Origin of the sequence: Rhizobium herbae (assembly GCF_019511375.1) — a bacterium.
Taxonomy (GTDB): Bacteria; Pseudomonadota; Alphaproteobacteria; order Rhizobiales; family Rhizobiaceae; genus Pararhizobium; species Pararhizobium herbae_A.
In genome coordinates this window covers 48,631-61,417 of sequence record NZ_JAEUAO010000001.1, presented here as the reverse complement: position 1 = coordinate 61,417, position 12,787 = coordinate 48,631, and the positions used below count along the sequence as shown (strand labels likewise).

Genomic DNA, 12,787 nt, shown 5'->3' with positions numbered 1-12,787 from the left:
ATCGTGCGAAAAGCCTCATCACGGAAAGACCTCTGAACAGCCAATGACCGACAGCAACGATCTCTTTTCAGCACTGCCCCTGGCGCCCAAGCCTGCGACGGATCCCGTCGTGCCGAAGCCGATTGCGCCGGCCGTTGCCCAACCGGCGGCGGAACGGCGCGCGAATGCGACGCCTGCCCTGAAAACGGACAATGGCGACTACAACGCATCGGCCATCGAAGTGCTCGAGGGGCTGGAGCCGGTGCGCCGCCGTCCGGGCATGTATATCGGCGGCACGGACGAAAAGGCACTGCACCATCTGTTCGCCGAGGTCATCGACAACTCGATGGACGAGGCGGTGGCGGGGCACGCCAACTTCATCGACGTCTATCTCGATGCCGAAGGCTGCCTCTCCGTCACCGACAACGGCCGCGGCATTCCGGTCGAGAACCACCCCAAGTTTCCCGGCAAGTCGACACTCGAAGTGATCATGACGGTACTGCATGCCGGCGGCAAGTTCGACAGCAAGGTCTACGAGACCTCAGGCGGCCTGCACGGCGTCGGCGTCTCCGTCGTCAACGCGCTGTCTGATATTCTCGAAGTCGAGGTTGCCCGCAACCGCAAACTCTACCGCCAGCGCTTTTCGCGCGGCATCCCGCAGGGCGGACTGGAGGAACTCGGCGATGTCCAGAACCGGCGCGGCACCAAGGTGCGCTTTCATCCGGACCCGGAGATCTTCGGCGCGCACGCCAAGTTCGATCCGGCCCGGCTGTTTCGCATGGCCCGATCCAAGGCCTATCTGTTCGGCGGCGTCGAAATCCGCTGGTCCTGCGATCCCTCGCTGATCGAAGGAACGGAGATACCGGAAAAGGCGGTCTTCCACTTCCCCGGCGGCCTGAAGGATTATCTCCAGGCGACGATGGGCAAGGAATTCACGGTCACGCGCGAAATCTTTGCCGGCAAGACCGAAAAGACCGGCGGCCACGGGGCGCTGGAATGGGCCGTCACCTGGTATGGCGGCGACAGCGTCGTGCATTCCTACTGCAACACCATCCCGACGCCAGAAGGCGGCACACATGAGGCCGGCCTGCGCATCGCGCTGACCAAGGGGCTCAAGGCCTACGCGGAGCTGACGCAGAACAAGCGCGCGGCGATCATCACCACCGAAGACGTGATGATTTCGGCCGCCGGCATGCTGTCGGTCTTCATCCGCGAGCCGGAATTCGTCGGCCAGACCAAGGACAAGCTGGCCACCGTCGAAGCCCAGCGTATCGTCGAAAACGCGCTGCGCGACCCGTTCGACCATTTCCTCGCCGACAACCCGCAGGAAGCAGCAAAGCTGCTCGAATGGGTGATCGAGCGCGCCGACGAGCGCGTGCGCCGCCGCAAGGAAAAGGAAGTCAGCCGCAAGACCGCCGTGCGCAAGCTGCGCCTGCCGGGCAAGCTTGCCGATTGCTCGCAGAATTCGGCCGAGGGCGCCGAACTCTTCATCGTCGAAGGCGATTCGGCCGGCGGCTCGGCCAAGCAGGCGCGCAACCGCGCCAACCAGGCGATCCTGCCACTGCGCGGCAAGATCCTCAACGTTGCCAGCGCCGGCCGCGAAAAGCTCGGCGCAAACCAGCAGATTGCCGATCTGATCCAGGCGCTCGGCTGCGGCACCCGCGGCAAATACCGCGAGGAAGATCTGCGCTACGAGCGCGTCATCGTCATGACCGACGCGGACGTCGACGGCGCGCATATCGCATCGCTGCTGATCACCTTCTTCTATCAGGAGATGCCGGAACTGATCCGCGGCGGGCACCTGTATCTGGCCGTGCCGCCGCTGTACCGCATCACGCAAGGCGCAAAGACGCTCTATGCCCGTGATGACGCCCATCGGGTGGAACTGATGGAAACGGAGTTCAACGGCCGGGGCAAGGTCGAGATCGGCCGCTTCAAGGGGCTTGGCGAGATGATGCCGGCGCAGCTCAAGGAAACCACCATGGATCCGGATAAGCGCACGCTCTTGAAGGTCGCCATCGACGAAGTGGATTTCGAAGGCACCCGCGAAGCCGTCGACAATCTGATGGGCACGAAGGCGGACGCGCGCTTCCGCTTCATCCAGGAACGCGCGGTGTTTGTGGAAAACCTCGATATCTAACTGCGCTTGGTGATTCAACAGGCTGTGTAACTGCTTCAGGTTTCGCCTCTAACTCACGTGGCGCAATGGTTTTGGCCGACTCCGTGTCAGCCAATTGTCTTTTCCATGAACAGGCTGAGCGGGTCCGGCTGGTAGGCGCCGAACGGACCGATGTCGACATAACCGGCGGTCCTATAGAGGCTGATGGCCTCGGGTTGATAGATGCCGGTTTCGAGCCGGATGGCCGACAGGCCGGCACCGCGGCCATGGCTCTCGATCGTCTCCAACAGTCTGCGGCCGATCTTCAGGCCACGCGCTTTCGGATCGACGAACATGCGCTTGATCTCGGCGCTGCCGTCGCCGGCATCCACCAGCGCGCAGCAGCCGACCACCTCGCCCTCGTGCCGCGCCACGAAGAAAGCCACTGACGGCTTTTCCAGCGCCGACACATCGACCATATGATTGCTTTCAGCCGGGTAGAGCGATTGCGCATAGGCGTCTGATTGTTCAAGCAAGCTCAGCACGCCAGACTGGCGGGGCGGTTCTCTTTCAATGACGACGGTCACTTGGCGGTATTCCTTCACAGATCGATTCACTCCGGCAAGTCGATAATACGAGCAGCTTGCGCGAAGGAACAGACGGCAGTTTTCGCGTGGCAACAACCGCCGGTCACCCCTCGCAACGAACGGAAACAATTTGTTTCGAAGATCTTTCCGGCCTGCCTTACTTCCGGAGCAAACCGCCCGTTACGTCAGCGAACACGAATCGAGCCCTTGGCGGCTGATGCCGAATTCGAACTGGAGACCTATTCGCCATGGTTCCTGCCCTGATCGTCATGACAATCCTCGGCTGCGGCGACAATGTCAGCCAGTGCCACTACGTCTCGACTGTGCACGGCACCTGGGAGACCGTTGCGATATGCGATGCCGAATCGCAGGAACAGCTGCCGAAGTTCTCCAACAGCAACTACCCGGTGATCGTCGCCGTCTGCGAAAGGTCCGGCGAGCAGATGGCCAACGTGCAGGACCCCGCCCCCTTGCCCACGCCGCAGGCAACGCTCGACCAGACGCATATGGCAACAGCCGATCCGGTTCCGACGCCGCCCGCGGTCGAGGAGAAGCAGCCGAGCCTGCCGCGCAGGACGCTGGCGCTGGTCACCGGCGCCCTGCCCGACACATCGAAATTGCGCGACGCCGTGACAAAGCCGGTCCACTATATCGAGGATGGCTATTCCTGGGTGGCGCGAACATTCACGAAGTAAGCGGCTATACCAGACCGGTGGCGATCAGGCTTTCGGCGCTGGCGCTTATGGCGTCCTCTTCCGGTGGCGGCCGAGGATATGTCTGGCCTCTTGGCTGGAGACACGCACATCACGGCCAAGTTCGCGGAGCTCGAGACCGGGATCGAAACGCGCTGCAAAAGCGCACGACTGCCTGGATGGCAAGAAAGCGTCGAATGGATTGGACGGGCTCAACGGGTGACTCTCGGCGCTGATGCGATTGCTCGGAGCCCGCAACCTGCGCCTGACCTCAGGCGGCATCCCTGGCGGCCAGACGCGCATAGTCGCGGGCTGTCTGCCGCTGCTCGGCAATCGTCAATTTCTCGACAATATCGGCAAGCCCGCCGGATGCTTCCGAAGCATGCCTTCTGCCCCGCAACTTCGACAGCAGGACGGAGGAAATGGTGGCGCTAGCGCCGACAGAAGCCGACCGGTTTTCCTTGCGCCACAGCATCATCGCCTCGGCAAAGAGCACGCTCACATCGCAGCCGAGGCCGGCGCTTTCGAAAAGGGCGCGAATGGCGTGGATCCGCCCGTCGGAGAGGATCGAACGCACCCGCTTGTCTGTTACGCCCGACAGGTTGGCAATGGCCCCCGCGACGAAATCAATCCTGCCCGAGCACAGGGTATGCAGCAGGAAGGCGGGGGTCAGGCGGCCGGTCGCCCTCAGATGTTCGACCAGCGCCGGAATCTGATCGGCATGGACGGCTCCGGCCATATCGACGGCGGCCCTGTCGCAGGCTTCACGGGTAACGCGTTCGACGCGCCGCCCGCCAATCGCTGCCTGCACCAGGCCAAAGCTGGACAAGGCCGCGCCGACCTTCTCGACAAGCGCGTGGCGGGCGTCCGCCGGCAGGTCGTCGCGCTCGAGCAGACGGTTGCGGACCGACCAGAGGTGACCGAGCCGGTCACTCAACCGCTTCAACGTACGGCCGGAAAATCGGGCATGCTCGTTTTCGAGCAGGATCAGTACTTCTTCCTCCCCACCGATCTCGGCGATTGCAGCGGCAACCGGTGGCGACATGGCCCGGCGGGCAGCGATGACGGCACGTGTCTCCACTGTTCCCCTGGCGGCGAGATCGACGAGATCCATGTCGTTCAGCACGGGCGAGCGGGAAATCACGGCATAGGCGGTTTCCGGCTGGTCGTCGGCCAGCGACAGGATGATCGAGCGGGGGATTCGGTTGCAATCGGCAACAGCTTCGGCGAGCGCCAGCCGCACCTTCGGCGACGGGTCATCCAGAAGAAAGGTCATCGCCATTTCGGCGGCGTGATGGTCCAGCGAATTCATCTCCGCCGTGACGTAGGCCCGGCCCAGAGCCGACGCTGCCCGAACCCGGTCCCCGGTTTTCGCGGTTTCGACCCAGCGAAGAAATGCTTGAATGATCACCAACGCCTCACTACACACCAGCACCACATTTTAGTCTCGATGTATGTTAGCGATTAAAGGTTTAAGATTGGTTCACCATGTCCGTTAACCGTTTCGATATCATGCCTTCACTGCTCTGCGCGCCAACCGAGGCGCTGATGCCGGCGGACGCACCGGTCGGCCGTCCCATCACCGTGATTGTCGACATCGTCAACGACTGGGCGACAGCAGCCGGCAGAGTACAGCCGATCCTCGACAGTCGTGCATCAGACAGCATCAAGGCGCCAACGCTTCTGCGTATCGGCATGCCGGACGGCGACAACGGTCAAGAAGCGCTTTCGAGCCTTGCAGCGGCGCGACCGGACGGCTTCGTGCTGTCACGCTGTGGCGGCGCGGCCGATATCCAGAAATTCGATGTCATGCTGCGCGTTGCCGAAGCGGAAAACGGGCTGGTGGCGGGATCGCTCGCCATTCTTGCCGAGGTCGGCGCGTTGCTGGCGTTCTTTCTCTCGGCTGACGCCATTGGCGAGGCGTCGGAGCGCCTGAAGGGGCTGATCTTCGATGGTGCGGCGCTGGCAAAAGCGACAGCCAGCCCGGCGAATGGCGCTACGGCCGGAGAGCCCGGCGCGCCGGCGTTGTTTGCCCGCGCAGCCACGGTGCTCAAGGCTGCGCAGGCCGGTCTTCCTCGTTATGAACTGCTTACCCAAGAGCCGTTATTGCCCGACGAGTTGCGCGCAATACGAGATGCCAGCCGTGCCGACGGTTTTTCCGGCGTGATCGCGCGCAACGCCGCCCAGCTGGCGGCGCTCGCGTCGTGAGCATTTCCGTTTTTCCCCCGATTCACGGGAATGCTACGCAAGTCCGGACGGAAAACCGCTTCGCACTTTTCCTGGAATTGCTCTAGCGCCTCGGCCTGAACATCTCGAAGACGTCGCCTGCGTCGCAGTAATCCATGTAACCCATCCGGCCGATCGGCCTGACCTTGGCCATATCGAATCGCCCGTCCCTAATCGCGTCTTCGCGAATATGGATGCCGACGACCTGCCCGATCACCACGTGACTATCGGAGAGCGAGCCATCGAGCGCCTTCGGCTGGAATATCTCCGTCACCTTGCATTCAAGCACGGCATAGGCCTCGGCGACGAACGGCGCCCGCACCAGCCTGCCCTCGACCGGCCTCAGCCCGGCAAGGGCGAACTCGCTTTCGCCATGCGCCACCGGTGCCGATGTCATGTTCATCGCATCCTTGAGGTCGTGGCTGACGAAGTTGGCGGTGAATTCGCCGGTTTCCTCGATATTGCGGACCGAATCCTTGCGGCCGGACGACGAGAACATCACCAGCTTCGGCGTGTCGCTGATCGCGTTGAAGAAGGAATACGGCGCGAGATTGAGGCTGCCGTCGGCCGCCCGCGAACCGATCCAGCCGATCGGCCGCGGCGAGACGATCGCCTTGAAGGGATCATGGGCAAGGCCGTGGGCGTTTTGCCCGGTCTCGTAAAACATCACGCGTCCTCGCCGACCCAGGTGACGATGTCTGCAAGTTCCGGTCGCGGGCGCTCCGTCGGCGGCACCTGCGGCGTGCCGATATGAATGAAGCCTGCAATTCTCTCGCCAGGCTGCACACCGAGCAGCGGATAGGCCTTTTCATCGAAGGCGTACCATTCCGTCAGCCAGTTGGAAGCAAAGCCATGCGCGTTGGCTGCCATCAGCAGGTTGAGGCACACGGCACCGGCGGACATCAGTTGCTCCCATTCCGGAACCTTGAAATGCGGCGCCGCCTTGCTGACAACGGCAACGACAACAGGCGCACGGGTCAGGCGCGTGTTTTCCACCTTGATCATCTCTTCCGAAAGATCAGGCTTGGCGGCAAGCGCCATCTTCGCAAGCTCGCCACTGATTCGCGCCCGCTCCTCGCCGCGATAGACGATGAAGCGCCAGGGCGCGAGCTTGCCGTGGTCGGGAACGCGGGAGGCGAGCTTCAGCATCTCCTCAATTTCCGCCTTTCCGGGCCCCGGACCGCCCATCTGAAAGGCCGGAATGGAACGGCGGGTCGCCAGATACTCACGCAGACTGATTTCAGTTTTCATCGCCGTCCATTTCCACTAGTTTTGCCGCCGAACTTCGCCATCGCATTTCGCATCAAAGGGGCAGCCACGAAATTGCCATACCGGCGCTTCAAGTGGAGCCACACACTCAGGAAGTCAACTCCCTCATGCGCATCACGACCGGTCAGTTTCTTGGAGTCCTTGCAGCACTCGCTTTCACTGCCACCGGTGGTCCCGCGTCACGCGCCGAAAATCTTGCGGATCCATTCAAGAGCTTCCCGGCCATAGCCACGCCGCAAAAGATGCCGAAGCTCAACAGCTTCAATCCGCTGGGTCGCGAAGCGGTGACGCAAGGCGTAACGGCCAAGGACATACGGCTTGAAGCGCTGCTGACCGAAAAGGGCAGCCCGGTCGAACAGGGCCTCACCTGGCGCGTTTTCAGCCCCATCCCCGGCTCCGACGGCAAGTTGCCGCTTCTGGCGACCTCGGAAGGCGGATCGGCGGCATTCCAGCTTATTCCCGGCGAATATTTCGTCAACGTTGCCTTCGGACGCGCCGGCGCGACCCGCAAGATCAAGATCGCGGAGGCAGGCCCGGTTGAAAAGCAGGTTCTCGTTCTCGACGCCGGCGGCGTCATGCTGAACGCGGTCTCCGGCAGCGATGTGCGCATTCCCCCGGGTGAACTGAGCTTCTCGATTTTTTCCGCAGACGAGAAGGAAAATGGCGAGCGTGCGCTCGTCGTCGCCGACGTAAAGCCGGGCACCGTTGTCCGGCTGAACACCGGCACCTATCACGTGGTGTCCAACTACGGTTCGGTCAATGCGGTCATTCGCGCCGATATCCAGATCGAGGCAGGAAAGCTGACCGAGGCAACGATCCAGCACCGGGCCGCGAAGCTGACCTTGAAACTGGTATCGGAACCGGGCGGCGAAGCGATCGCCGATACCGCCTGGTCGATCCTCACCTCTTCCGGCGACGTCGTCAGCGAGAGCGTCGGCGCCTTCCCGACGCTGGTTCTCGCCGAGGGCGGCTATACGGCGATTGCCCGCAACAACGAAAAGATTTTCCAGCGCGATTTCACAGTGAAGGCGGGCGTCAATACCGATGTCGAGGTGTTGCTGGACGACAAGGGATCGCAGCCGGCGGCCAACGGGGCCGCGGACGCGCAGGACTGAGCGGTCTCTCTCAGGAAGCGGCCTTGCCGAGAAGCCGGCGACGCGGCGGCGCCATGGAAAAGACGGCCTGATAAATCCGCGTCAGGATATCCTTACGGTCCGCAATCGCGCTGAGCTCTTCCCAGGCGATCAACCTGCCGATGCGCGACGAGATCGTCGTGCCGGAGAGCCGGCGAAATTCGCGGATGAGCAGCGAAATGCGCAGCGTCATCGATACCTTGCTCGCAAGGTGAAACAGCCGGCCGTTCTGACCCTCGAAATAGATCGGGATGACGCTCGCCCTGGCGGCCTGGATGAGTTTTGCCGGAAACATTTTCCAGGGAAGGTCTTCCGCGCGGCCAAAGCCCCGCCTGGCCGTCGCGACGCCGCCGGCCGGGAAGACAACGAGCGTGACGCCTTCCTTCAGAAGACGAACTGCCTCGTGGCGCGTCTGCATGTTGAGCGCCAGCGCTTGCCTGGTCTCCTCAAACGAGATGGGCAGCGAATAGGGCGCCATCTCCGGCACCTTCATCAGCTCATTGTTGATCAGCACCCGAAACGGTCGGCCGAGCTGTTCGGCAAGCGACAGGACGGCGATGCCGTCGCCGATGCCGAAGGGATGGTTGGCAACGATGACGATCGGCGTATCCGGCAGATGGCGCGGCGGCCATTCGCCATCGATGCGCAGGCGCACATCGATCAGGTCCAGCATCTCGCCGAAAACCCGATCGCTTCTGCCGACGACATCCTGGCGCCATTGATTGTAGAGCCTGGCATAGCGATTGCGCCCGGCAAGCCCTTCCATCGCGCGGATGAACCAACGCTTCAGCCGCCGATCATTCTCATTGGCGTAGGACAGTTCCTTGAACTGCACTTTGTCCCTCGTTCCGTCAAAGGCGCGTCCGGCGAACGCAGCACAGAAGCCTTTTTGAAATTTCGTCCGGCGGCGCGTATTCGGTGCCGCAGGCTGGAGCTCACTCGGATAGTCCTCGAGTGTTACAGTTTTCTGACAGGCGCCGGGGGCCTGCGCCAGCGCGAACCTCCCGCCCGCCATCGTTCGCGACGCGGCTGCGCTTCAGGCCGCGGCTTTTTTCCGCTGCTCAGCCTTCCGCTTCACATCCGGCGGCGTTGCCTCCGAGACGAGCGAGGCGATCGCCTCGTCGAGCGTCATCGACGTTTGCGCCTGCGACCCGAGCCGGCGGATGTTGACGGTGCGTTCTTCCGCTTCGCGCATGCCGCAGACGATGATCACCGGCACCTTGGTCACCGAATGCTCACGGACCTTGTAGTTGATCTTCTCGTTGCGGAAATCGGTCTCGACGTTCAGCCCGGCATCACGCAGCAGCTCGGCAACTTCGCGGCCGTAGTCGTCAGCCTCCGAGGTAATGGTCGCGACGACGACCTGCAGCGGCGAAATCCACAGAGGCATATGGCCGGCGAAGTTCTCGATGAGGATGCCGAGGAAGCGCTCCATCGATCCGCAGATGGCGCGGTGAATCATCACCGGCTGCTGCTTGTCCGAATTCTGATTGATGTAGAAGGCACCGAAGCGCTCCGGCAGGTTGAAGTCCACCTGCGTCGTGCCGCACTGCCATTCGCGGCCAATGGCGTCCTTCAGGGTATATTCGAACTTCGGACCGTAGAAGGCGCCCTCGCCCGGCAGGATGCCGGTCTTGATGCGGCCTTCCGACTGGGCTTCGATGGTCTTCAGCACCTCCATCATCACGCTTTCGGCGCGGTCCCACAGGGCATCGTCGCCGACGCGCTTTTCCGGACGGGTCGAGAGCTTGACGACGACTTCCTGGAAGCCGAAGTCCTCATAGACCGACAGGATGAGGTCGTTGATGCGCAGGCATTCCGCCGCCATCTGCTCGTCGGTGCAGAAGACGTGCGCATCGTCCTGCGTGAAGCCGCGCACGCGCATCAGGCCGTGCAAAGCGCCTGAGGGCTCGTAGCGGTGCACATTGCCGAATTCGGCAAGCCGGATCGGCAGTTCGCGATAGGACTTCAGACCGTGCTTGAAGATCTGGATGTGGCCCGGGCAGTTCATCGGCTTCAGCGCGAAGACGCGATCATCATCCGTGTCGTCGCCGGCGACCGTCACCTTGAACATGTTGTCGCGGTACCAGCCCCAGTGGCCGGAGGTTTCCCATAGCGACTTGTCGAGCACCTGCGGCGCATTGACTTCCTGATAGGTGCCGGCCAGGCGGCGGCGCATGTAGGCGACCAGCGTCTGGAAGATACGCCACCCCTTGCCGTGCCAGAAGACGACGCCGGGGCCTTCCTCCTGGAAATGAAACAGGTCCATCTCGCGGCCGAGGCGGCGATGGTCGCGCTTCTCGGCTTCAGCCAGAATGTGCAGGTACTGGTCGAGCTCCTCCTGCGTGCGCCAGGCCGTGCCGTAGATGCGGGTCAGCATCGGATTGTTCGAATCCCCGCGCCAGTAGGCACCGGCGACGCGCATCAGCTTGAAGGCGTTGCCGATCTGACCGGTGGACGCCATGTGCGGCCCGCGGCAGAGGTCGAACCAGTCGCCCTGGTAATAGATCTTCAGGTCCTGGTTGTCCGGAATGGCATCGACCAGTTCGACTTTGTATTTCTCGCCCTTGTCGGCAAAGACCTGGCGGGCCTTGTCGCGCGACCAGACTTCCTTGGTGAAGGGCTTGTTGCGCTGGATGATCTCCTTCATCCGCTTTTCGATCTTCGGCAGATCGTCGGGCGTGAACGGCTCGTCCTTGGCGAAATCGTAGTAGAAGCCGTTTTCGATCACCGGGCCGATGGTCACCTGCGTTCCCGGCCACAGCTCCTGGACGGCTTCGGCCATCACATGGGCGGTATCGTGGCGGATCAGTTCCAGCGCGCGGGCGTCCTCGCGGGTGACGATCTCAAACTTGCCGGTCACAACCGGATCGGACAGGTCGCGCAATTCGCCATCCAGCGCGATCGCGATGGCCTTCTTTGCAAGCGACTTGGAGATCGATTCGGCAACGTCACGGCCCGTCGTGCCGGCGGCGTAACCGCGGACGGAACCATCGGGAAATGTAAGGGAAACAGCGTCAGACATGATTTCTTCCTTGTCCAGTCCCGCCAACGAATGCGGGTGGTGTTGATGGCCGGAGACCCGGCAAATTGACGCGCGGGTGATAGAGGGTTTTTGCAGCCGAGTAAAGAACAGGCTCAATCAGGCGCCGATCATAGCCCGCAGGCCGCGCACGGTATTCCAGTTCCGCAACGTGCCGATGCCGAGGCGCTTGGTGGTCAGCGCCGGAACCAGCTTTGATGTGCTTGGCTTGCCGGGGAAATGAATCCAGAGATCACCGTTGACGATGCGGATTTTCTCGCCGTCGCTGCAGTGCCGTTGCAAGCCCGGCAGAACATCCCTGCTCAATGGCGTGCGCATCGCACGCACGATAATGTTTGGTGCCTCCGACGCGCCGGCATCCGAAAACGGGTTGCCGGCGGCAAGCGCAAGCCAGTCTTCGGCCGAGCGTCCGATGATATCGACATGTTTGCCGAAATCGCGAGTGAAGGCCGTTTCCAGCGCTGCTTCCACGTCGGCCACAGCTTCCATATCGGCTTCGAAGACCAGATTGCCGGTGGCGACCAGCGTGCGCGGCGATCGGAAGCCGATGCTTTCGACAGTCGCCCGCAGGTCCGACATGACGACGCGGCGTCCGCCACCGAGAACGATGCTGTGCAGCAAGGCGACGTAGGTCGTCATTTTGTGGCAGTGCCGCTCGTCGCAGAGCCCAGGCGCCAGTAACGCCAAGGCGTCCACCAATGTTTGGTCGCGTCAAGTTTCACGGGCACCGGATCAAGCCCGCTCGTGCCGCCCGGCCCGCAGCGCATGACGCGAAACACGGTCATCCAGCCGCCCGGCCAGAAACCGTGGCGGGCAATCGCCTCGTAGCCATATTCCGAACAGGTGGGGATGTGACGGCAGGAATTGCCGATGAAACCGGAGAGCGTCAGTTGATAGAGCCGGATGAACGCCATGCCGAAGAGCCGCCCGGGCGTCTTGCGAAACGGCCCCGTATAGTTGCGGCCGGAATAAGCCCGATGAACCGCCTGAACGTCGTTTCCCTGGCACCCCGGCTCGCCGCACATTTTCACACCGCAGCCTTGACGAGACGAGCCGCCTCGATCTGGCCGATGGCATCGACCACCGCATCGAAGGTCAGCATGGTGGAGGCATGGCGGGCCTTGTAGTCCTTCACCGGTCTCAGAAACCGCATATCTTCGAAACGCCCCGAGGGGCCCTCGCCGTCCGCCTTGAGCATGGCCAGCATGTCCTCCCGCGCCTGACGGATTTCACCGGCTGTGGCACCGACAACGTGACGCGCCATGATCGATGAGGAAGCCTGCCCCAGGGCACATGCCTTCACCTCGTGGGCGAAGTCGGTGACGATATCACCCTCCATTTTCAAGCCGATGCGGACTCTTGAGCCACACAGTTTGGAATGGGCGCTCGCCTCGGCATCGGGATGCTCGAGCCTGCCGCTTCGCGGGATATTGCCGGCGAACTCGAGAATCCTGCTGTTATAGATTTCATCCATCATTCGACGCGATCCGGTTGATTTTGCGCGTTTTCAGGCAATCCGCGCATGATTTTCTATCGTATCCGGGAAAAAAACACAGTGTCTCCGCCTGCGCCCCTTTCACATGTATCCCAGCATATTATATGGTATGTCGTGTGGAGGCGACAGGTTCGCAAGAGCGAACGGTCGCCTGTTGTTTGGGAAACCGTGCCGGATGATCCAGAGCCCTTAACCTCTGTCAATCTGAAAGCCCCGGAGCCCGCCGACGGTAACCAGGCCTGCAAGCGTCAGGTAAATGGCCAGT

General features: G+C 62.2%; 13 protein-coding genes. 4 read left to right on the top strand and 9 right to left on the bottom strand.

Translation table 11 applies throughout. The features are described 5' to 3' along the window. Positions 1-43 precede the first annotated feature (43 nt). Complete coding sequence (parE, locus tag JNB71_RS00390) at positions 44-2,119, top strand: DNA topoisomerase IV subunit B (protein WP_220369905.1); 2,076 nt, start codon at positions 44-46, stop codon at positions 2,117-2,119. A gap of 86 nt (positions 2,120-2,205) precedes the next feature. On the opposite strand, the gene JNB71_RS00385 is transcribed toward parE, so the two are convergent. Further along, entirely contained in the window at positions 2,206-2,664 is a 459-nt protein-coding gene (locus JNB71_RS00385) for a GNAT family N-acetyltransferase (protein WP_220369904.1), read from the bottom strand. A gap of 248 nt (positions 2,665-2,912) precedes the next feature. Between JNB71_RS00385 and JNB71_RS00380 the strand changes: the two genes are divergently transcribed. Continuing rightward, complete coding sequence (locus tag JNB71_RS00380; RefSeq protein WP_220369903.1) at positions 2,913-3,359, top strand: hypothetical protein; 447 nt, start codon at positions 2,913-2,915, stop codon at positions 3,357-3,359. Between the two features lie 268 nt (positions 3,360-3,627). On the opposite strand, the gene JNB71_RS00375 is transcribed toward JNB71_RS00380, so the two are convergent. After that, entirely contained in the window at positions 3,628-4,767 is a 1,140-nt protein-coding gene (locus tag JNB71_RS00375) for a DUF2336 domain-containing protein (protein ID WP_220369902.1), read from the bottom strand. 77 nt (positions 4,768-4,844) lie between these two features. On the opposite strand from JNB71_RS00375, the gene JNB71_RS00370 reads away from it, so the two are divergent. Continuing rightward, positions 4,845-5,564 carry an aldolase gene (locus JNB71_RS00370; protein ID WP_220369901.1) on the top strand — a complete coding sequence of 240 codons (720 nt, stop codon included), beginning with the start codon at positions 4,845-4,847 and terminating at the stop codon, positions 5,562-5,564. Between the two features lie 82 nt (positions 5,565-5,646). Here JNB71_RS00370 and JNB71_RS00365 read toward each other — a convergent pair whose 3' ends face one another. Together JNB71_RS00365 and JNB71_RS00360 are read right to left on the bottom strand one after the other, a co-directional pair. Further along, positions 5,647-6,249: a flavin reductase family protein gene (locus JNB71_RS00365; RefSeq protein ID WP_220369900.1), complete on the bottom strand. Its 603-nt coding sequence runs from the start codon at positions 6,247-6,249 to the stop codon at positions 5,647-5,649. Then, on the bottom strand, positions 6,249-6,833 hold the full coding sequence (locus JNB71_RS00360; RefSeq protein ID WP_220369899.1) for a nitroreductase family protein: 585 nt from the start codon (positions 6,831-6,833) through the stop codon (positions 6,249-6,251). The genes JNB71_RS00365 and JNB71_RS00360 overlap by 1 nt, the downstream gene beginning before the upstream one ends. A gap of 125 nt (positions 6,834-6,958) precedes the next feature. Between JNB71_RS00360 and JNB71_RS00355 the strand changes: the two genes are divergently transcribed. Next, on the top strand, positions 6,959-7,966 hold the full coding sequence (locus JNB71_RS00355; protein ID WP_220369898.1) for a hypothetical protein: 1,008 nt from the start codon (positions 6,959-6,961) through the stop codon (positions 7,964-7,966). A 10-nt stretch (positions 7,967-7,976) separates the two neighbouring features. On the opposite strand, the gene JNB71_RS00350 is transcribed toward JNB71_RS00355, so the two are convergent. The 5 genes from JNB71_RS00350 to JNB71_RS00330 form a co-directional block, all read right to left on the bottom strand. Beyond that, positions 7,977-8,819, bottom strand: a complete 843-nt coding sequence (locus JNB71_RS00350; protein ID WP_220369897.1) for a lysophospholipid acyltransferase family protein — start codon at positions 8,817-8,819, stop codon at positions 7,977-7,979. Between the two features lie 201 nt (positions 8,820-9,020). Continuing rightward, positions 9,021-11,009 (bottom strand): threonine--tRNA ligase, encoded by a 1,989-nt coding sequence (thrS, locus tag JNB71_RS00345; RefSeq protein ID WP_220369896.1) that lies wholly within the window; start codon positions 11,007-11,009, stop codon positions 9,021-9,023. Positions 11,010-11,126: 117 nt separating this feature from the next. Further along, entirely contained in the window at positions 11,127-11,666 is a 540-nt protein-coding gene (locus JNB71_RS00340; protein ID WP_220369895.1) for a DUF1697 domain-containing protein, read from the bottom strand. After that, positions 11,663-12,052: a membrane protein insertion efficiency factor YidD gene (gene yidD / locus JNB71_RS00335; protein WP_220369894.1), complete on the bottom strand. Its 390-nt coding sequence runs from the start codon at positions 12,050-12,052 to the stop codon at positions 11,663-11,665. The genes JNB71_RS00340 and yidD overlap by 4 nt, the downstream gene beginning before the upstream one ends. Before the next feature lie 2 nt (positions 12,053-12,054). Then, positions 12,055-12,504, bottom strand: coding sequence for an iron-sulfur cluster assembly scaffold protein (locus JNB71_RS00330; RefSeq protein ID WP_220369893.1), 450 nt, complete (start codon positions 12,502-12,504; stop codon positions 12,055-12,057). Between the last annotated feature and the right edge of the window lie 283 nt (positions 12,505-12,787).

What these genes read in the sequence shown, in the direction of transcription:
- parE (WP_220369905.1), top strand. Translation starts at nt 44, where the DNA reads ATGACCGACAGCAACGATCTCTTTTCAGCACTGCCCCTGGCGCCCAAG.
- JNB71_RS00380 (WP_220369903.1), top strand. Translation starts at nt 2,913, where the DNA reads ATGGTTCCTGCCCTGATCGTCATGACAATCCTCGGCTGCGGCGACAAT.
- JNB71_RS00370 (WP_220369901.1), top strand. Translation starts at nt 4,845, where the DNA reads ATGTCCGTTAACCGTTTCGATATCATGCCTTCACTGCTCTGCGCGCCA.
- JNB71_RS00365 (WP_220369900.1), bottom strand. Translation starts at nt 6,249, where the DNA reads ATGTTTTACGAGACCGGGCAAAACGCCCACGGCCTTGCCCATGATCCC.
- JNB71_RS00360 (WP_220369899.1), bottom strand. Translation starts at nt 6,833, where the DNA reads ATGAAAACTGAAATCAGTCTGCGTGAGTATCTGGCGACCCGCCGTTCC.
- JNB71_RS00355 (WP_220369898.1), top strand. Translation starts at nt 6,959, where the DNA reads ATGCGCATCACGACCGGTCAGTTTCTTGGAGTCCTTGCAGCACTCGCT.
- thrS (WP_220369896.1), bottom strand. Translation starts at nt 11,009, where the DNA reads ATGTCTGACGCTGTTTCCCTTACATTTCCCGATGGTTCCGTCCGCGGT.
- JNB71_RS00340 (WP_220369895.1), bottom strand. Translation starts at nt 11,666, where the DNA reads ATGACGACCTACGTCGCCTTGCTGCACAGCATCGTTCTCGGTGGCGGA.
- yidD (WP_220369894.1), bottom strand. Translation starts at nt 12,052, where the DNA reads ATGTGCGGCGAGCCGGGGTGCCAGGGAAACGACGTTCAGGCGGTTCAT.
- JNB71_RS00330 (WP_220369893.1), bottom strand. Translation starts at nt 12,504, where the DNA reads ATGATGGATGAAATCTATAACAGCAGGATTCTCGAGTTCGCCGGCAAT.